General features: G+C 66.5%; 16 protein-coding genes. 4 read left to right on the top strand and 12 right to left on the bottom strand.

Translation table 11 applies throughout. The annotated features are described in order from the left end of the window. On the top strand, positions 1 to 1,191 hold the full coding sequence (locus J7528_RS22180) for a zinc-dependent alcohol dehydrogenase (protein WP_291879096.1): 1,191 nt from the start codon (positions 1 to 3) through the stop codon (positions 1,189 to 1,191). Then, positions 1,191 to 1,982, top strand: a complete 792-nt coding sequence (locus J7528_RS22175) for an SDR family NAD(P)-dependent oxidoreductase (protein WP_291879094.1) — start codon at positions 1,191 to 1,193, stop codon at positions 1,980 to 1,982. The genes J7528_RS22180 and J7528_RS22175 overlap by 1 nt, the downstream gene beginning before the upstream one ends. A 12-nt stretch (positions 1,983 to 1,994) precedes the next feature. Here the strand turns inward: J7528_RS22175 and J7528_RS22170 are convergent, their stop codons facing one another. Continuing rightward, a complete protein-coding gene (locus J7528_RS22170) occupies positions 1,995 to 2,618 on the bottom strand; it encodes a cupin domain-containing protein (RefSeq protein WP_291879092.1) in 624 nt (207 codons plus the stop codon). 3 nt (positions 2,619 to 2,621) lie between these two features. Beyond that, entirely contained in the window at positions 2,622 to 3,194 is a 573-nt protein-coding gene (locus J7528_RS22165) for a sigma-70 family RNA polymerase sigma factor (protein WP_291879089.1), read from the bottom strand. Between the two features lie 283 nt (positions 3,195 to 3,477). On the opposite strand from J7528_RS22165, the gene J7528_RS22160 reads away from it, so the two are divergent. Beyond that, positions 3,478 to 4,077, top strand: coding sequence for a hypothetical protein (locus tag J7528_RS22160; protein ID WP_291879086.1), 600 nt, complete (start codon positions 3,478 to 3,480; stop codon positions 4,075 to 4,077). 112 nt (positions 4,078 to 4,189) lie between these two features. Here the strand turns inward: J7528_RS22160 and J7528_RS22155 are convergent, their stop codons facing one another. The 3 genes from J7528_RS22155 to J7528_RS22145 form a co-directional block, all read right to left on the bottom strand. Then, positions 4,190 to 5,809, bottom strand: a complete 1,620-nt coding sequence (locus J7528_RS22155; protein WP_291879085.1) for a ShlB/FhaC/HecB family hemolysin secretion/activation protein — start codon at positions 5,807 to 5,809, stop codon at positions 4,190 to 4,192. Between the two features lie 10 nt (positions 5,810 to 5,819). Beyond that, a complete protein-coding gene (locus tag J7528_RS22150) occupies positions 5,820 to 6,527 on the bottom strand; it encodes a hypothetical protein (RefSeq protein ID WP_291879082.1) in 708 nt (235 codons plus the stop codon). A 127-nt stretch (positions 6,528 to 6,654) separates the two neighbouring features. Beyond that, positions 6,655 to 7,425, bottom strand: a complete 771-nt coding sequence (locus J7528_RS22145; RefSeq protein WP_291879080.1) for a 3-oxoacyl-ACP reductase family protein — start codon at positions 7,423 to 7,425, stop codon at positions 6,655 to 6,657. 111 nt (positions 7,426 to 7,536) lie between these two features. On the opposite strand from J7528_RS22145, the gene J7528_RS22140 reads away from it, so the two are divergent. Beyond that, positions 7,537 to 9,621 (top strand): glycoside hydrolase family 65 protein, encoded by a 2,085-nt coding sequence (locus J7528_RS22140; protein ID WP_291879078.1) that lies wholly within the window; start codon positions 7,537 to 7,539, stop codon positions 9,619 to 9,621. Here the strand turns inward: J7528_RS22140 and J7528_RS22135 are convergent. The 7 genes from J7528_RS22135 to J7528_RS22105 form a co-directional block, all read right to left on the bottom strand. Then, on the bottom strand, positions 9,602 to 10,447 hold the full coding sequence (locus J7528_RS22135) for an NAD(P)H-hydrate dehydratase (RefSeq protein WP_291879076.1): 846 nt from the start codon (positions 10,445 to 10,447) through the stop codon (positions 9,602 to 9,604). The genes J7528_RS22140 and J7528_RS22135 overlap by 20 nt on opposite strands. Beyond that, positions 10,444 to 11,208 (bottom strand): histidine phosphatase family protein, encoded by a 765-nt coding sequence (locus J7528_RS22130; protein ID WP_291879072.1) that lies wholly within the window; start codon positions 11,206 to 11,208, stop codon positions 10,444 to 10,446. The genes J7528_RS22135 and J7528_RS22130 overlap by 4 nt, the downstream gene beginning before the upstream one ends. A gap of 63 nt (positions 11,209 to 11,271) precedes the next feature. Next, positions 11,272 to 12,048, bottom strand: coding sequence for an exodeoxyribonuclease III (gene xth, locus J7528_RS22125; protein WP_291879069.1), 777 nt, complete (start codon positions 12,046 to 12,048; stop codon positions 11,272 to 11,274). 6 nt (positions 12,049 to 12,054) lie between these two features. After that, the gene (locus tag J7528_RS22120; protein WP_291879066.1) at positions 12,055 to 13,149 is read right to left on the bottom strand and encodes an alpha/beta hydrolase; all 1,095 of its coding nucleotides are present in this window, start codon (positions 13,147 to 13,149) and stop codon (positions 12,055 to 12,057) included. A 326-nt stretch (positions 13,150 to 13,475) separates the two neighbouring features. Beyond that, positions 13,476 to 15,410, bottom strand: a complete 1,935-nt coding sequence (locus tag J7528_RS22115) for a PAS domain-containing sensor histidine kinase (protein WP_291879063.1) — start codon at positions 15,408 to 15,410, stop codon at positions 13,476 to 13,478. A 133-nt stretch (positions 15,411 to 15,543) separates the two neighbouring features. Continuing rightward, positions 15,544 to 17,043: an ATPase domain-containing protein gene (locus J7528_RS22110; RefSeq protein WP_291879061.1), complete on the bottom strand. Its 1,500-nt coding sequence runs from the start codon at positions 17,041 to 17,043 to the stop codon at positions 15,544 to 15,546. A 319-nt stretch (positions 17,044 to 17,362) separates the two neighbouring features. Beyond that, positions 17,363 to 18,628, bottom strand: a complete 1,266-nt coding sequence (locus tag J7528_RS22105; protein WP_291879058.1) for a hypothetical protein — start codon at positions 18,626 to 18,628, stop codon at positions 17,363 to 17,365. Between the last annotated feature and the right edge of the window lie 139 nt (positions 18,629 to 18,767).

Below are 18,767 nucleotides of genomic sequence, written 5' to 3'. Positions count from 1 at the left end.
ATGCGCGCCTTGACCTGGCACGGCAAACACGACGTCCGCATGGACACCGTTCCTGACCCGCAAATCGTCAATCCGCGTGATGCGATCATCAGGATCACCTCGACGGCCATCTGCGGCTCTGACCTGCACCTCTATGACAGCTTCATCCCGTCGATGGAGAAGGGCGACATTCTGGGCCACGAGTTCATGGGCGAGGTCGTCGAGACCGGGCCGGGCTCGACCCTGCGGAAGGGCCAGCGCGTCGTCGTCCCATTCGTGATCGCCTGCGGCAAATGCTTCCACTGCGAGAAGCAGCAGTTCTCGGGCTGCGAAAACTCGAACCCCGCCGAGACCCAGGACCTAGGCGAGATCGCCTATGGCACGCCGATGACCGGCCTGTTCGGCTATTCGCACATGACTGGCGGCTATGCCGGCGGCCAGGCTGAGTATGTCCGGGTGCCCTATAGCGACGTTGGGCCCATCGTCATCCCGGACGGTCTGGAGGACGAGAAGGTGCTGTTCCTTTCCGACATCCTGCCCACGGGCTGGATGGCGGCCGAGAACTGCCAGATCGAGCCCGGCGACACGGTGGCGGTCTGGGGCTGTGGCCCGGTCGGCCTCTTCGCGATCCAGAGCGCCCTAATCCAGGGCGCCCACAAGGTGATCGCCATCGACCACCACCCCCACCGTCTGGAGCTGGCCAAGTCTCTGGGCGCCCAGGTGCTGAACTATCACGACGTCAAGGTGCGCGAAGCGCTGATGGCCATGACTGGCGGCATCGGGCCAGACGCCTGCATCGACGCCGTCGGCATGGAGAGCCACGGCTTCTCGATCGACAACGTGGTCGACGCGGTCAAGGTCGCTACCCGCATCGGCACCGACCGCGCCCACGTACTGCGCGAAGTGCTGATGGCCTGCCGCACCGGCGGCCGTGTCTCGATCCCCGGCGTCTATGGCGGCATGGGCGACAAGATCCCGATCGGCGCGCTGATGGAGAAGGGCCTGCAGATCCGCACGGGTCAGACCCACGTCCAGAAGTATCTCCGGCCGCTGCTTGACCTGATCGGCGAGGGCGTCATCGACACAACCTTCCTGATCAGCCACCGCCTGCCGCTGGAGCGCGCGCCGGACGGCTACAAGATGTTCAAGGAAAACCAGAACGAGGTGACCAAGGTCGTCCTCAAGCCGGAATGGGAAAAGGAAGCCGCGTGATGATCGACGATATTCGCCCCCTGGCCGTGGTCACCGGCGCCTCCTCCGGCATCGGCTATGAGCTGGCCCGCCTGGCGGCCGAAGACGGCTATGACCTCGTTATTGCCGCCGACGAGCCGGCCATCGTCGAGGCCCAGGCCGGCCTCGAGCGGCATGGCGGCAAGGTCGAGGCGCTCCAGGTCGATCTTTCGACCGTCGGAGGCGTCGACCAGCTGCTGGCCTTGATCGGCGGCCGACAGGTCGACGCCCTAATGGCCAATGCCGGACGCGGCCTTGGTCACGGCTTCCTCGACCAGGATTGGACCGAGGCCAGGTTCGTGATCGACACCAACATCACCGGCACGGTCTATCTGATCCAGAAGGTGGCCCGCGACATGCGCGATCGTGATCGTGGTCGCATCCTGATCACGGGTTCGATCGCTGGCTTGATGCCGGGCTCGTTCCAGGCCGTCTACAACGGCACCAAGGCCTTCCTGGACAGCTTCGCCTGGGCGCTGCGCAACGAGCTGAAGGAGACCGGCGTCTCGGTCAGTTGCCTGATGCCGGGCGCGACCGATACCGAGTTCTTCGAGCGCGCCGGCATGCTGGACACCAAGGTCGGCGCCGATCCCAAGAAGGCCGATCCGGCCGACGTGGCTCTGGTCGGCTACCGCGCCATGCAGAAGGGCGAGGGCGATGTCGTCGCCGGCTTCAAGAACAAGCTGCAGGCGGCGATGGCGGCCGTGACGCCTCAGAGCGTTTTGGCCGAACAGCACCGCAAGGTGGCCGAGCCGGGTTCTGGAGAACGCTGAGCCCGCGCCAGTCTAGATGCCGAGCCATGGCGAAAGCAGTCGCGTGATCCCGCGCCACTGCGCGCCATGCTCGGCGGCGATCAGGCAGGCGCAGGGGCCGTCCGTTGTGACCTGAAGCGCATGATCATCGCCCGGCGCGCCGCTCACGAAGTCTCCGGCCTCGCGCCGTTCACCGTCCGTGACCGTACCCATCAGCACCTGAAAATACTCCTGCCCCAGATGCCGGTGCGCCGGGATCCCGGTTCCGGCCGGGGCGCGCAGCAGATAAGCGCGCCAGCCGTCCTGTCGGGTGCGACGGACCGGGGCGACCCAGTAGTCAGGGCCCAGAAAGCGCCGCGCGTGAAATCCCTGTCTGACCAGAGCGTCGGTCAGAGCGACGTCGCCGAGGAAAGGTCTCTCAGGCGCCGCATCTACATCCAGCTGATCAAGCGCCCGCGCCAGAGCGTCCGGACGTAGCGGCGCGTTCGGGAGACGCGACAAGGCGTGTCCGTGCTCGGTCTCGGCGCGCGACACCGCGTCAGCGCAGGCGCGGCAAGTTTCCAGATGGCATTCGACCACCAGCGCCGGCGCGATCGCCAGGTCGCCGGCCGCGAACCGTCTCAGCAGGAGGGGGGAGGGATGACTGTGGGCCGACAACGCTTACTCACCGAGGCTCTCCCGAAGTCGCGCCGCGGCGCGGCGCAGTCGCGACTTGACCGTTCCAAGCGGAAGGCTCAGCCGTCGGGCGATCTCAGAATGGGGACTTTCGACCCAATAGGCTAGATGTACGACCGCGATCTGGTCGTTCGGCAAGGTGTCGAGGGCGCCTTTGAGGCGTCTGGCGTCGTCGGTGCGGAGAATTTCACTTTCGGGGTTGGGCGGCGCATCGGGCGGCGTGTGGTCGTGCCGCGCCTGCCGTACGGCCTTGCGGAAGCGGTCGATCCGCAAATTGCGCGCGATCGCGTAGATCCAGCCCCACGGCTCGCATCGCGCGGGATCGAACTGTTCCGCGCAGCGCCAGACGCGCAGCATCGCCTCCTGGGTCAGGTCCTCGGCCTCGCCATCGTCGAAGCCATTGCGCAGGAAGTAGCTCTTCAGCTTTGGCGCGAAGCGCCGGAACAGGTCGGCGAAAGCCTGGCGATCACGCTGATGCGCGATGCGAGCGATCCAGTCGGCCGGCGTCTCGACGCGGCGTAGGGTGGCGGCAGAGAAGGGGGGCATCGCGTTCCGCATTCGGCGCAGGGTGCTTCACCAACCCTTGGTCTCCGAGTTGGTTCGGCGAGGCATCAAAAAATATCGATGCAGAGAGATCCAATATCAGTAAATCGTCGTACGCAGTGAAGTATAAGTTTTGAGAAGTTTGGTCGGCATGTCGACTAAAGTTTGTAAGCGTGACATTATAAACTTAGAAAATACTGGATAATACTCTTATTTTAGAAACCAAGATCCTTCCCCTGAGTTAGCTCTATGTCGGCGCCCGCCGGCGCCCACAGACTTAAATTCAGGAGATTTTTCAGTGCGTAATTACATTCTGACCGGCGCGGTCGCGCTGACCATGATCGCCGCGCCCGCCTTCGCCCAGATCAGCAGCGGCAATGGCTCGAACCTGCTCGGCCGCGGCGGCAACACCAACGGCAGCAACGCCCAGCAAAACAGCTCGACGAACAACTCGCAGAGCTCGAACTCGAACGAGTCCTGGAAGAACAATGTCCAGAACCGCGAGAGCAACAAGAGCGGCGAACGCTGGCACGACAACAACACCAATCTGCGTGACACGACGATCGGCGGCATCCACGCCGATCCGCAGATCGGCACGTACCGCGACACGTCCAGCAACAATGCTTCGTCGAGCAACAATGCCGGCGGCGGTAACAGCAACGGCGCCAACAACGCCAACAACAACAGCTCGGACGCCTCGTCGAGCGGCCTGCACATCGGCGTGCCGGTCAGCACCGACGGCGTGACCCTGGGCGGCGTCTCGCGCTCGAGCGCCGGCGGCAACAGCTACAACAACTCGAGCAAGTCCTCGAGCGACAAGAGCTCGGGCCGTTCGTCGATGTCGAACCGTTCGAGCAACGGCAGCCAGAACAACTCGTCGTCGTCGACCCCGCGCTAACGGGCCTACAGGGCGCGGCTTCGGCCGCGCCCGCTACGTCTCTCCCTCAAAAGCCCAACTAAAAAGGCCGCCCAATCAGGCGGCCTTTCTTTTGTGCGGCGGATGGAAGCCGTCACCAGACGGTCTTGACGCTCACGACGCCCCGCCAAGCGCGTCCGTCCAAGAAAGCGATGTCGTTGGATAGCGCCTTGGCCGCCTCGACCTGGACGATCGCCTTGTTCTGGATCCGCACCCGCACGCCGCCGCCGGCCGAGCGCAGGTCGGCGTGCGAGGTGGCGTAGCCGAAGCGGCCCCGGTACCGGACCTTGCCGCCGTCGATGAAGCTGTAGAGCTCCGAACCGCCAAAGCCCTTCGGCGGCTTGGCGGGCACGAAGGCCAGCTCGGCGGAAGCCGCCACGCCGCTGTCGCCGGCGATCACGGAGGCCTCGTAGCCCCGGCCGAACTCGTCGCCGCCCACGGCGAACTGCTCGGTGCCGGGCAGGCGGTCCGACGTTGTCTGGCCGGCGGCGTTGACGCGCAACGCGCCCTGCTTGCCGATGCTCCAGGCCGCGCCGCCGCGGACGTTCAGCTTGCGGAAGGCCAGCTTGGCCAGCGCCGGATCGGTGCGCGCGCCCAGGCCGTCGATGCCCTGGCTGACCGTCGCGCTGACGTACCACAGGCTGCGATCCTTCTGGACGCTGGTCGACAGGGCGGCGCGGGCCGCGCGCGTCTTGTCGTTGGCGAAGGTATAGCCGAGGAAAGCGTTGTCGCTGTCGACGCCGTCGATCGAGACGTTGACGTAGAGGTCGCGCTCGTAGCCCCGGATGATGGGATAGGACAGCTGGGCGCCGGCCGACTTGGCGTGGCCGACCAGGCCGCCGACCGCGGGCTTGGTCTTCAGGTAGCCGGCGTTGAGACCCAGCGACAGGCCGTTCGAGCCGAGCGGCGTGACGTGGCCGATCGAGTACGACCGGAAGCGGTCGATGTCGGTGGGGACCGCGACGGTGAAGCGGGTCTGGTCGCCCGAGCGCAGCAGGCTGTTCAGGTAAAGGTCAGCCTGCACCTGGGTCCGGCCAAGATAGGCGGTGCCCCGGTTGTTGACCGAAACGGCGACCTGCACGGGCCGGGGCTTCAGCGCCATCTTCAGCCGCACGCCGTTGTCGCCGTCGCCGTTCTCCAGGACCATTTCGTTGCTGGTTCCGGGAATGTCGCGGATCAGCGAGACGTAGCGTTCCAGCGTCCTGCGCTTCAGCGGGCGATCGACCTTCAGCCGAGCCACGTACTGATCGGCCAGGGCGCGGCTCTTGGCGTTAGGCGCGGTGACGACGGCTTCGGAGATGTAGCCCTCCAGGGCCCGCAGGCGCAGGACGCCACCCTCGAAGGTCTGGTCGGGGACCAGCACGGTGTAGATGGCATAGCCTTCGCGCTCATAGAGCCGGGCCACCGCGTCGGTGATCTTCACCAGCCCCTTGGTGTCGACCGTTTGGCCAACGAACGGACGCCAGGCGGCCTGCAGATCGGCGATCGGAAGTGTCGAGCCCTCGATGCGGACATCTTGCAGCTGGAACGGCGCGACAGGCGTCGAGCGCATGCGGCCCCGCGGCGCGCGCGGACCGGGCGCGGGTTTGGCGCGGCTGGCGCGCGGGTTCTGGTCCGGGCGGTCCTGGGGCACCACCCGGCTGGTGCTGGTCTGGGCATGGACGGACAGCGGCAGCGCCAGCGCGGCCGCGACGAGCAGGGTGCATTTGAGCATCGAGGATCTCTTATTGGCCCAGCAGGCCGGGGAGGACGGGCGGCTTCGGCGTCGTCAGCAATGGCAGCAGCGTCTGCAACGGCGTCGCGCCGGGCACGCCCAGCACTGGCGGCAGCAGCGGCGGCTGGCCCGTCGTGGGCTGGCTCGGCTGCTGCGTGGCGCCGACGGTGGCGCTGATCAGGGTCTGAGTGGCGGCCGTGGCGGGATTGATGGCCCCGCCCAGCGAGGCCGTGAGATTGGGGGTGACGCCCATCACGTTGGGACCGATGGCGTTGATCCCGAGCAGTGCGGCGTTGGAGCCGTTCAGCGCCAGCAGCGGCCCGCCGAGGGCGGCGTTGACGTTCACCGAGCCCAAGGCGCTGTTCAGGCCCACTGAAGCGTTGCTCCCGTTCAGCAGGCTGACATTGGCGTTGAGGTCGGCATTGACCGGACCAGTGCTCAGCAGCGGGGCTGCGTTAGTCGTAGCGGCGTTCAGGCGGGGCGGCGCCAGGTTGCGGCCGCCCGGCAGCAGGGCGTTGCCGCTCGCCGCCAGCAGTCCGGGCGCATTCTGCTCGAAGCTCGTATCGCCGCTTTCGTCGAAGGCGAAGGCTTCGCCATCGCTGGACGACCCACCCGAGCCGGCGACGAAACTGCCTTGCCCGGTCGCGCAGGCGGTAAGGCCGAGCAGGGCGGCGAAACTTGCCGTCAGCAGAACTCGCCGAGGTTCAAAACAGCCCATCTTTCCCAGCCTCACAGCGATTTGTCGCAAGGGGTAATGACGGCTGGGAGGAGCAGTTCCGGGTCCAAAAATCTTCGTTCGGCGCGAGATCCAAAGCCTATCCAGCCGCGTATGCGCGCCGGCTTGCCTAAGCGCCCTGGCCCCAGTTGGTCTCCAGGCCACCGTCGATCGTGAAGGTTTGGCCGGTGACATAGTCGGCGTCGTCGGAGGCGAGGTAGACGGCCAGGCGCCCGATCTCCCGCGGTTCGCCGGCGCGCTGCAGCGGGATGTTCTTCTTGATCTTTTCCTGACCTTGGGGGCTTTCAATCCGCTCCAGCGTGGGCGGGGCCCGCGTCAGGCCGGGCGCGATGGCGTTCACCGTCGTCCGCCGCGACGCTAGCTCAAGGGCCAGGCCGCGCGTGAAGCTCAGCAACCCGCCTTTGGCGGCATTGTAAGCAGTATATTTCGGACTGGGCGTGACCTCGTGCACCGAGGTGATGTTGATGATCTTGCCGCCATGCTCACGCCGGCGCACGAATTCACGGCTGCAGAAGAATGGACCGTACAGGTCGACTTTCAGCATCCGGTCGAAATCCGCCGTTGGGGTCTCGGCGAAGGGCGTCTGCTTGATATCCGTGGCGCCGGCGTTGTTGACAAGGATGTCGGGCCTGCCGAGAGCTTCCACAACGCCGTCGAACAGAGCCGTAACCGACGCCTCGTCGGCCTGATCCAGGCGTGCGACGAAGGCGCGCCGACCGCACGCCTCGATCCTGCGCCGCGTTTCGTCCGCGCCTTGCTCGTCATGAAGATATGTAATGGCGACATCGGCGCCCTCGCGGGCGAGTTCCTCGGCGATCCCTTGGCCGATCCCCGAATCCGATCCGGTGACGATCGCGATCCTGCCGTCCAGCTGTCCCATGGTCTGTTCCTCGTTTGGTGTCCGGAGGCCAACGTCGGATCAATCGAGCGGTTCGCGAACCTTTCCCATGACGCCGAGTTCATCAGGTCTGCCAACCGCCCAGGGGACGTGATGTCCGAACCGATCAGTCCGCCGCCGGTCTCAGGTGAGGGCGGCCAGGACCTCCCGGCCTATGTCAGCAATGGCCTGATCGGCCTGCGAGTGCGCTGTCAGCCGCTGCAGTCGGGCATGGCGTTGGTCAGCGGCTACGTCGGCGAGGATCCCGAGCGTGGGATCGAGGCAGCCGCGCCGGCGCCCTATCCGCTGGCGGGCGACATCGCGGTCAACGGAGTCTGGCTGTCGGACCTGGGCCATCAGGTCGTGGATCTGGAACAGGCCTATGACTTTTCCTGCGGTGAGCTGACCTCACGCTTCGTGTTCGCCGCCCAGGGAAGGCGCATCGACTGCACGGTCCTGACGTTCGCCAGCCGCGAGGATCCGACACTGGTCTGCCAAGAACTGACCGTGCGGGTGGATGGCGCGTGTGACTTGCAACTCCGTGGGGGCGTGTCGACGGCGGGCGTCCTCGGGAGAGCGCTCCGCTTCAGGCGCGACACGCCGGGCGAAGGGGCGCGGCACTCCGACGGAACGCTGCTTTGGGAGTCGGCCGGCAAGCTGGGGCGCCTGGGCTTGGCCTATGTCACAGAGATATCCGGGGGCGAGGCGAAAGCGATCGAGCCCAAGCGGCCAGCGCTGGACGGCAGTGGGCTGATCACGACCTACGGCTTCCGAGCGCAGGCGGGGAAATCGTACCATCTGCGGCAGATCGCCAGCCTGACGCCCAGCGCCATGCACACCCGTCCCGATGAACAGGCAGGACGAATGGTCGCCAAGGCCGCCTTCGATGGCTTTGACACGCTCCGCGTTGAGAACCGGGCGGCTTGGAAAGAGATCTGGAAGGGACGCATCCAGCTCGTCGGCGCCGAGCCGCGCTGGCAAGCCTCGGCGGACGCGGCGTTCTTCTACCTGAACAGCTCGGTGCACTCGTCGTCGTGCGCCTCGACATCGATCTTCGGCCTCGCGACCTGGCACGACTATCACTACTACTATGGCCACGTGATGTGGGACATCGAGGCCTTCGCCGTTCCGGTGCTGAGTCTCGTCCAGCCGCAGGCCGCGGCCAGCCTCTTGGACTATCGTTTTCGAAACCTTGATCGAGCCCGCGCCAATGCCAAGCTGATGGGGCGGCTGGGCGCGCAGTTTCCGTGGGAGAGCTCGCCCTCATGGGGCGAGGAAGCCGCGCCCTTGCCCGGAACCGCCGCCTGGCACGAGGATCACGTATCGCTGGACGTGAGCCGAGCCTTCGCGCTCCATGCCGATGTGACGGGGCAGGCGGAGTTTCGTCGGGACAGGGCCTGGCCAGTGCTATCGGGTGTCGCCGAGTGGATCGTTTCGCGTGTCCACCGCACGGACGACGGCTATGCGATCCGCGCCTCCATGGGCATCGCCGAGCGCGCGTTGCCGGTGGACAACGCCGCCTTCACAAACATGGCCGCGGTCGTGGTGCTGAACGATACGATCCGCTGCGCCGAGCGTACGGGACGCCAGATCGACCCCGAATGGCGCGCGATCGCCGCCGGAATGACTCTTCCTCGGCGCGGGGAGGTGGTGCTCTCCCACGACGGCTATCGCAAGACCGAGGAAAAGGGCGCGACCCCGGACCCGTTGATGGGACTGTGGCCGTTCGGCTTTCCGCTGCCGGAAGCGCAAGAACAAGCGACGTTGGCATTCTATCTCGATCAGGCCGATCGCTATCTGGGCAGTCCCATGCTCTCGGCGCTCTACGGCGCCTGGGCGGCGCGAACGGGAGATCGAGCCCTGGCGCTGAAAATGCTCGAGGAAGGCTACGCCAAGTTCGAGAGCGGACGTTTTGGCCAGATCCTGGAGTACCGTCCAGACAAGTTCCCCGACCAACCGCGCGCCGGGCCATTTTTCGCCAATATGGGCGGGTTCCTATCCGGGCTGCTGCTGGGTTTTCCACGCCTTGAACCCGGTGACGAGGCGCCGGAAACCTGGCCGTGCGCGCCTGTCGTCCTGCCGACGGGGTGGGAGGCGATCGAGGTCGATCGACTGTGGGTTCGCGGCAAGCCCATGAAGCTTGTAGCTCGGCATGGCCAGGTGGCCGAATTGCAGGACGTCAGTAGCTCGACAGGATAAGCGGCGCCTCGTCGGCGATCTCGCGGGCGAGAAAGCCTAGCTTGCCGATCCGCGACGCCAGACGTGCGCCAGCCTCGCCATGCAGGTAGACGCCCCAGGCCGCGGCTTCAAAGGGAGAGGCCCCGCGCGCCAGCAAGCCGGCGATCAATCCGCCCAGCACGTCGCCCGAGCCGGAGACGCCCAGGCCGGGACCGCCGCCGGCATAGCGGCCGATCTGGCCGTCGGGTGAGGCGACAAAGGTGGCGGCGCCCTTCATGACCACGATCGCCTCGAATCTTTGGGCGGCCTGACGACCGGCCGCTAACGGATCGGCGTCGACCGCGCGTTTCTCGAAATCCAGCAGCCGCGCCATCTCGCCGGCGTTCGGGGTGAGCACGCGGCCGGGCCGGCCCGGCGCCGACGGCACGGCCATAAGGGCGCCGGCGTCGACCACGACGGGATCCTCGGTTTCGAGCGCGAGGAGGGCCGCAGCCAGCCCCGCACGATCGTCCATCATGCCGGGGCCGATCAATAGGGCGTCGCAACGCTCGGCATGCTGCATGACCAGATCGGCCGCAGCGCTGGACTCAGCGTCAGGAAGGGCGAGGATGCGCGCTTCCGGAAGGGCGACGCTGAGCGGAGCCACGGCGGCGCCCGCGACCGCCACCTGCAATTTTCCGGCGCCGGCGCGCAAGGCCGCCACGCCCGCCAGCATGGCCGCGCCGGCCAGTTCCGCCTCACCGCCGACGACGAGCACCTGACCCCGCGCATGCTTGCCTTCATCGCCCCGCTCGGGGAGCGGGCGCTCGCGCATCCAGCCGGCGTCGAGCGTTTCGATGTCGCTCATCGCGCCGCCACGTTTGCGTCAGGCTCTGCCGTCACGGGCGCGGCTTCCTGTTCCAGCGGCGCGGTGAAGTTGTAGCGCGTCAGGACGAGTTCTCCGTCCGGGCCGCTGTTCGGGTCGAAGCGGTATTCCGTGACGCCGCAGTTGGCGATGTCGGCCTGCCGGTCGATCGCCAGGATTTCTTCCTCGCTCAGGCCTTCGAGCAGGTATCGCATGCAGAGCACGACGACTTGGTGGGCGACGATCAGCACCCGGTCGCCGCCGTGGTGCAGGCTCAGCGTATCAAGCAGGCTGCGCAGGCGCAGGATGACATCACACCAGCTCTCGCCGCCCGGCGGCCGGTGATGAAACTTCCCCAGCAGGCGACGAAACTCGGCCTGTTCAGGGAACTGCTGCTCTATGCCGTGGCGGGTCAGGCGATCGAGGACGCCGAACTCCTTCTCGCGCAGCCGTTCGTCTATGCAGAACTTGCGGGTCGGAGACGCGAGCCCGCCGGCGTCGCGGATCGACGCACTGGTCTGCACCGCGCGTAGATAGGGCGAAGACATGACGGTGCAGGGGCGCTGGTCCGCTGGCAGTTTGCCGAACCATCGGCCTAGCGCCCGCGCCTGTTCTTTTCCGAGCCCGCTCAGGGACACGTCCATGTCGCGGTCAGCGATGTCGATCCGCGCCAGTCCCGCCGCATCGGCCGCGTCGCGCGCGACGTTGCCGGCGCTCTGGCCGTGGCGGACGATCCAAAGACGAGTGGGCCAACGCTGTTCCATGTCTTGAGGAACTCACGAGGCGAGGCCTGGTTCGCATACTTGCGCGCTGTCCTGCAACCGATCTTAGGCAACGTCGAGCTCTACCCACACCGGCGCGTGGTCGCTGGGCTTCTCGCGAGCCCGCACATGCCGGTCGACCCCGGCGGCCTTAAGGCGCCTGGCAAGGCGCGGATCGAGCATCAGGTGGTCGATCCGCAGTCCCGAGTCCCGGTCGAAGCGGCGGCGCAGATAGTCCCAGAACGTATAGATCCGCTCATGCGGATGCAGGGTGCGCAAGGCGTCGGTCCAGCCCTGGTCGACCATGTAGCGATAGGCTGTCCGCACCTCGGGTCGAAACAGGGCGTCGTCCCGCCAACGGTCGGGAACATAGACGTCCAGATCAGTGGGGATGATGTTGTAGTCGCCGGCCAGGATCACCGGCCGGCCTTCCTCGAGCAACGCTTCAGCGTGCAGCAGAAACCGCGCCAGCCATTTGAGCTTGTAGTCAAACTTGGGTCCCGGCGCCGGATTGCCGTTAGGAGCGTAAAGGCAGCCGACGACAAGGTCGCCGATTTCGGCCTCAATATAGCGACTGTGGGTGTCCTCGGGATCGCCGGCCAGGCCCCGGCGGCGCTCGACCGGATCGGTTCCTCGCGCCAGGATCGCCACGCCGTTCCAGGCGCTTTGGCCGTGCCAGATGGCGCCGTAGCCGGCCTCGCGGATCGCCTTGGTCGGAAACCGGTTCTGCGGCGCCTTCAGTTCCTGCAGGCAGGCCACGTCGGGCTTGTCTTCCTCCAGCCACCTTAGAAGCGAGGCGAGCCGGCCGTTGACGCCGTTGACGTTGAAGGTGGCGATCCGCATCGGAGGCTAAATTCCGAAGGCAGCCTTGAGCTTGCTGCCTGCATAGGCCTCGGCGTCCTTGGCGTCGGCCACGACCGGGCCCATGCCGAAGAACTCGTGGGTGACGCCGGCATATTCCTTGAGGTCGGTCTGGACGCCGGCCGCCTTCAGCTTGTCGGCCAAGTTGACGCCGTCGTCGTGCAGCGGGTCGATCTCGGCCAGGATGATGGTGGTCGGCGGCAGGCCTTCCAGCGTGGCCGCGACCAGGTTCAGACGCGGGTCCAGGGCGTCGCCCGGCTTGGCCAGGATATTGGTGAAGAACCAGGCCAACATCGGTGTGTTCAGCGGCTTGGCGGTCGCCTTGGCCACCTTCGAACCCGTGGCCATGTTGCTGTCGGCGACTGGGTAGACGGCGATGATCGCTTTCGGAGCCTGAAGCTTCATATCTCGCGCGGCGATGGCGACGTTCACCGCCATGTTGCCGCCGGCGCTTTCGCCGGCCACGGCGATGCGAGTCGGGTCGCCGCCGATGGTCTTTGCGTTCGCCAGCAGCCACCTATAGGCGGCGACAGCGTCGTCGTGGGCGGCCGGGAACTTGGCCTCCGGCGCGTGGCGATACTCGATCGAGACGACGATCGCGCCGCTTTCCTTGGCCAGAGCGCGAGCGCCGCCGTCATAGGTGTCGAGGTCGGCGATCACCCAGCCGCCGCCATGGATGTACAGCACCACCGGCGTGTTCGCCCCCGCGCCGACAGGCGTGTAGACGCGAGCCTTTTGCGAGCCGGCGCCGGCCGTGTAGGCGATGTCCTTGGTCGTCACCGTCGTGTCGGCGGCGATACCCTTTTCCTTCATCAGCGCCATGACCGCCGCGGCCGGGGTCGGCTGGGCGCGGGCTTCGGTCGGCGTCAGGGTTTCGATCGGTTTGCCGCCCAGCGAGGCCAGCTTGTCCAGCACCGCCTGCATGTCGGCGTCGGCCTTGCCGGCGTCGGTGGTCTGGCTGGCGGCGGCGGGGCTGTCGCCCGTCGTCTTGTTCTCTTCGTTTTTCCTGGAGCAGCCGGCCGCCGTGAGGGCCAGGGCAGAGACGGCGCCCACGAGGGCGACGGTCAGCGTACGTTGGGTCATTGGGCCTCTTCCTGAACTCCCCGAGGCCTGAGCAACGGTGGGTCTGCAAGGTCGGTTCCGGCGGCGTTTCCAGCGCAGATTCAGAGTGTTGAATGTGAATTTGACGGAACGAACCCGCGGACTTCGCGCTTGCGGGCGGAAAAGGCCCAATGCCCGCGGGTTGGCGGGCGATGGGCATTACGGCTGTCGAGAGCCGTAATGAGACGTGGGCTGCGGGGCCGGCGACATTGCACGATGGGTTCGTTGGTCGCCGGCTTGCATGGCCATGGCGAACGTCGGCTTTCTGGATATGAGCGAAGGTCAGCTTCTGGCGCGCTTCGGTCTCTCTAGGGCGGCGCCGTCATCATTTCCCCAATCTTCGCGGCCAGGGCGTCAAGCGCGAAGGGCTTGCTGATCATCTGCATGTTGGAGCCGAGGAAGCCGGCTCGGATCGCGGCGTTCTCGGCGTATCCGGTGATGAACAGAATCGCGAGATCGGGACGGGCGTCGCGCGCTACCTCCGCCAACTGGCGTCCGTTCATGCCGGGCAGGCCGACGTCGGAGATCATCAGGTGGATCGGCGTCTGGGATTTCAGCACACTGATCGCGGCCTGGGGCTCGGCGACTTCGATGGCTCGGTAGCCCAACTCCTCCAGGACCTCGCGGACCAGCAGGCGTACGGCGCTCTCGTCCTCGACCAGCAGAACGGTGCGTCCAGCGCCATCGGCCGCTGCGGGCGGCCTGGCCTGAGGCGCCGGCGCGGCCTCTTCCTCGGCGAGCGGCAGGAATATCTTCACGGATGCGCCCTGGCCCGGTTGGCTGTGGATGCGTATGTGGCCGCCGCTCTGCTTGGCGAAGCCGTAGACCATGGAGAGGCCAAGGCCGGTCCCCTGGCCGATAGGCTTGGTGGTGAAGAAAGGATCGAACACCTTCTCCAGGACGTCGGCCGCCATGCCGACGCCGGTGTCGGACACGGCGATCACCACGTACCGGCCGGCCCGCGTGTCGGGCCGTGTCTCGACGTAGCGGGTGTCGAGGTCGACGGTGGACGTCTCGATGGTCAGGCGTCCGCCGTCCGGCATGGCGTCACGCGCGTTGATCGCCAGGTTGAGGATGGCGCTTTCCAGCTGGTTGGCGTCGGCGACGGCCGGGGCGTCCGCGGTCAGCTGGAAGTCGACGGCGATCTGTTCGGAGACCGTCCGCTGGATCAGGTCTTCCAGGGACAGCACCAGCGCATTGACGTCGAGCGCGCGCGGATCGAGCGACTGGCGGCGCGAGAACGCCAGCAGGCGATGGGTGAGGCCCGCCGCCCTGTGCGCCGAGGTCAGGGCCGTCTCCAGATAGCGATCGGTGTCCTGGTCGCGACCGGCCGCGCGCCGACGCTTGATCATGTCCAGGGCCCCGATCACACCGGTCAGCATGTTGTTGAAGTCGTGGGCGATGCCGCCCGTGAGCTGACCAACGGCCTCCATCTTCTGGCTCTGGCGCAGCGCCGCCTCGACGCCTGCGCGACGCTCCATCTCGGTTTCCAAGTCCGCGGTGCGGTCCCGAACGCGCTGTTCCAGCGCCTGGGCGGTGAGACGCAGCATCTCCTCGCCTTGCACGTGATCCGTGACGTCGGCGACGAAGACGTGGAAGCCGTCGACCTCGCCGCTGGCGTTCCGGCGCGGCAGGTAGCGGATATCCGCATCGCGGCGGCCTCCGTCCGCATGGGGCCAGGCCAGCGAGAACTGTGCAGGCTCGCCGGCCAGGGCCTGCTCCATCGCCGGGCGTCGGGCGGCGAGGCCCCCGGCGCCGACGATCTCGCCGACGTGGCGACCGACGACCTCGGCCGGATCACGATAGAACCAGTCCGCATAAGCCTTGTTGGCGAAACGATAGACCAGGTCCTTGTCAATGAAGCCGATCAGCACCGGCAGGGCGTCGGCGATCAGCCGGACCTCGGCCTCGCTGGCGGCGAGCGCCGAGCGGCTGGTGTTCAGTTCAGCGAGGCGGTCGCGGAGGTCGAACTGGCGGGCCCGAGCTCGAAGCGCCGTGTCGACCGCGCTCAGGAGCGACACCGAGCTCAAGGGGCGTTCCAGGACGATCAGGTTGGTCGTCAGGTCGCCGAGCGCCTGGCGGGCCAGCTCGCCGCCACCGGGATAGCGGGCGTTGCGGGCGATGAGCAGGATGAACGGCGTATCCGACCATTCGGCCTGCTGTTCGAGCGCTTGGCGGAGCGGGCCAAGGTCGCCGCGCAGCGCTTCATCGGTGACCAGGACGACGCCTGTATTCTCGTTCAAATGCTCGGCGATCGCTTGCGGGTTGGAGCACGCGCGCCAATGCAGGCTTCGCCCGTCCAGCAAACGGCCAATGTTCTCCGCGTCGCTGCCGTAGGGGGCGGCGACGAGAACACAGCTACCTTCTGGGATCCGTCTATTCGGCAAGGCCGCGGTCTTCCATCAGGGGACCGCTCTTGCCGACATACTCCGGCGTGCCTGTCATGACGCCCTTGAACTGGGTAAGCGGCTGGCCGACTCGGACACCGCCACCGTCGATGCGAAGCTCGCGGATGGTGTCCTCGTGCGGCCCGCCCCGGTTCTTCAGGACGGAGATCGCCTTGCGGATCCGGCCGTCGGCTTCGAAAAACCGAATGAGCACCAGGGCGTCGCAAACATAGGACACGTTCAGCGAGGTCGACATCCCGCCGACGAGGCCCGACTGCGGGTTGATCAGCAGCGTCACGACGCCCTGCTGGTTCAGGTAGGACAGCATCTCGTGCATCTGCAGGATCAGCTGCTTTTCCTCCGGCATGGCCGCCAGGTAGCCGTTGAGGCTATCGATCGCGACCATGCGCACGCCGCGCGCCTCGACTTCTCGGCGGAGGATCGAGGCGAATTCGCCAGGCGACATCTGGGCAGGGTCTATTTGCTGGACGTTCAGCAGTCCCTGATCGATGAACGGCTGGAGATCCAGGTTCATGGCCTTGGCGCGAACCATCAGGGTGCCGACCCGCTCGTCGAACTCGAAGAACGTCGCCTTCTCGCCGCGCGCGCAGGCCGCATGGATGTACTGCAGGGCGATGGTCGACTTGCCCGAGCCGGCGGGGCCGGTGAGCAAGGTGCAGGTCCCTCGCAGCGGGCCACCTGAGAAGAGGGCGTCAAGTTCTGGTACGCCGCTTGGCGTCGGTTCGCCGACGAACGGGCTGTGATGCTCGGCGGCGATCAGGCGGGGGAAGACTTGCAGGCCCCCGCGCCGGATTTCCATGTCGTGGTATCCGGCGGTGAAGTCGACGCCGCGCAGCTTCTGGACCTGCAGGCGTCGCCGCGCCGCGCCGAACTCCAGGGTCAGGCGCTCCAGGGTGACGACGCCGTGGCAAAGGCTGTGGAGGTGGCTGTCGCGGCCGCCTTCGTTGGTCGTCAAGTCGTCGACCAAGAGGACCGTGCATTCTCGGGTGGCGAAGTACTGCTTCAGCGCCAGGACCTGGCGACGATAGCGAAGGGGATCCTGGGCCAGCAAGCGCATTTCCGAGAGGCTGTCGAACACCACGCGGGTCGGCGATACGCGTTCGACTTCGTCCTGGATCAGCTTGATCGTGCCGCCCAGTTCGATCTCCCAGGGATGAAGGACCGATTGTTTCCGGTCATCGCCCAGGACCTCCTCGGCCGAGGACAGTTCGAAGAGGTCGATCTTGTCGAGATCCCAGCCATGCGAAGCGGCGACACCGCGCAGCTCTTCGGCGGTCTCCGATAGGGTGATGTAGAGGACGCGCTCGCCCGCGGCGACGCCATGGCGCAGAAACTGAAGGCCCAGGGTGGTCTTGCCGGAACCCGGCTCGCCCTCGACCAGGTAGAGGCGGTTGGCGGGCAGGCCGCCGTTCAGAATGAGGTCCAGGCCCTCGTTACCCGTCGAGATGCGGGAAGTCCCGTCTGTCATTGATTCATACCCTCCCGAGCGGCCTCACGGCCATGCTTGAACGGGTTTGGACCGATTGCGTTGCGGCGTCTGTTTAGAAGCCGACAGCTCGGCCGCCGCCTACGCCTCCAGGTTCGAGCCGCATCTCGGCAGCCGCTGTTTGGTGCTTCGACGTGGGCCCATTGTCGTCGGACCTCACATGACGTCAGGAACCAGCAATTGCCGCAGATGACCATATCGGACGTCGCGTTCCGGGCGGAGCGCCAATGGCAGCAAGTGGCGCGACCTTGCCTCTTGGCGCCGGGGAGGTCCCCGGCGCCCTGGCCTGACAGCTCGCCGGCTATCTGCCGCTTGGCTGGCTGACGTATGGCCCGAAGACGGCCTTGACGCGCATGTCCTCGTCAGTGTCGTCCAGGACGAAGACGCGGAAGCTGGAGCCGCCTTCCGCCACCCGGATCACCACGTGACCCTGGGTGCTCTTGGCCGTCTTTTCGATGTCGTAGGTCGTCTTGGCCGTCGCCGGTGAGACGTTGGTGACGAAGATGTCCCTGTCGCCCGGCCACACCTTTTTCGACGTCATGCGCTTCCAGGTGTTCACCGCCGGATGGCCATCCGCGCGCGCGCCGATCACGATCACCCGAGGGCGTAGCGCCGCCAGGAACGGGATGCTGTTGGCGTCCCAGCTCCCATGGTGGTTGGCCTTCATCGCCTCGACGGGGCCAGCGGCCTGGCCCACCAGGGGCTCTACGTTGCCCCACGGCGGCGGCGCGGAAGAGGTCTCCTCGTCGATGGAGGAGATGTCGCCGCCGGTATAGTAGTCGAATGCGCCGTAGCTGACGCGGAACGCGATGCTGAACTTGTTCTCATCGAGTTGCTGGTTCGCGGGCCAGGCGCTCACGGGTGGAAATAGGCTGCGGGTCTCGTCGCCCGCGCCGGTCCACAGCACACCGTTGGCGTACAGGTTGCGGATCTGGAACCGCGGGTAGGCTGCGGGCTCGTGCTTCAGGACGAGCTGATCGTTGCGCCCGGGCTTGAACTGCTCGACCTGCAGGCCCTGGTGCTGGATTTGCCAAGCGAGGAAGGCGCGGTAGTTGTCCATGGTCGGGTTATGGATCGGCTCGGGGTAGCTGTAGTCCGGCCATCCGCGGTCGATCAGCTTGGCGATCGGCAGATGTTCGGCGACCTCGGTGACGCCGCTCAAGCGATAGGCGCCGTTCGACGCTGGCGGTGAATCCTTGACGATCCCGCCCATGTGGTCGCCGTGGAAGTGGGAGATCAGCGCGTAGTCGATCTTGTCCGCGCCTTGTGGAAGCACGCGTCGCACGTAGCGCGCCACCCACTCGCCGGGCGGGCGCGACGCATCGGGACGGGTCGGCAGTGAGAAGGGCGGCTGTTCCTTGGTCTTGCCGCTCATGTCGACCAACAGGCTGGTGCCGTCCGGCAGGATCATCAACTGGGCTTCGCCGCGTCCCGTGTTGATGTGGTGGATGTCAAACTCGCCCTTTTGCCAGGCGGGCAGGGGCTTGCCGATTTCGGTTACGGACGGTTGCGCGTTGGCGCTGGACGCCAACGCTAATAGCGCGAGCGCGGGCAGGAATGCCTTCATGGGTGTGCTCCTGGTCATGGCTTGCTGCCGGGCGCGCCGTCGAGGCGCGCCCGGTGGATGCGGGATCAGAACCGTGCGCGGATCCCGAGGGTGGCCTTCTGGCCGCTGTAGATGTCGATCTGGCTGTGATGGCCCTTGG

It is taken from the genome of Caulobacter sp., from assembly GCF_017744445.1.
Classification (GTDB): domain Bacteria; phylum Pseudomonadota; class Alphaproteobacteria; order Caulobacterales; family Caulobacteraceae; genus Caulobacter.
Note: the sequence above shows the minus strand (reverse complement) of the source record. Positions and strands in the feature narration are given on the sequence as shown.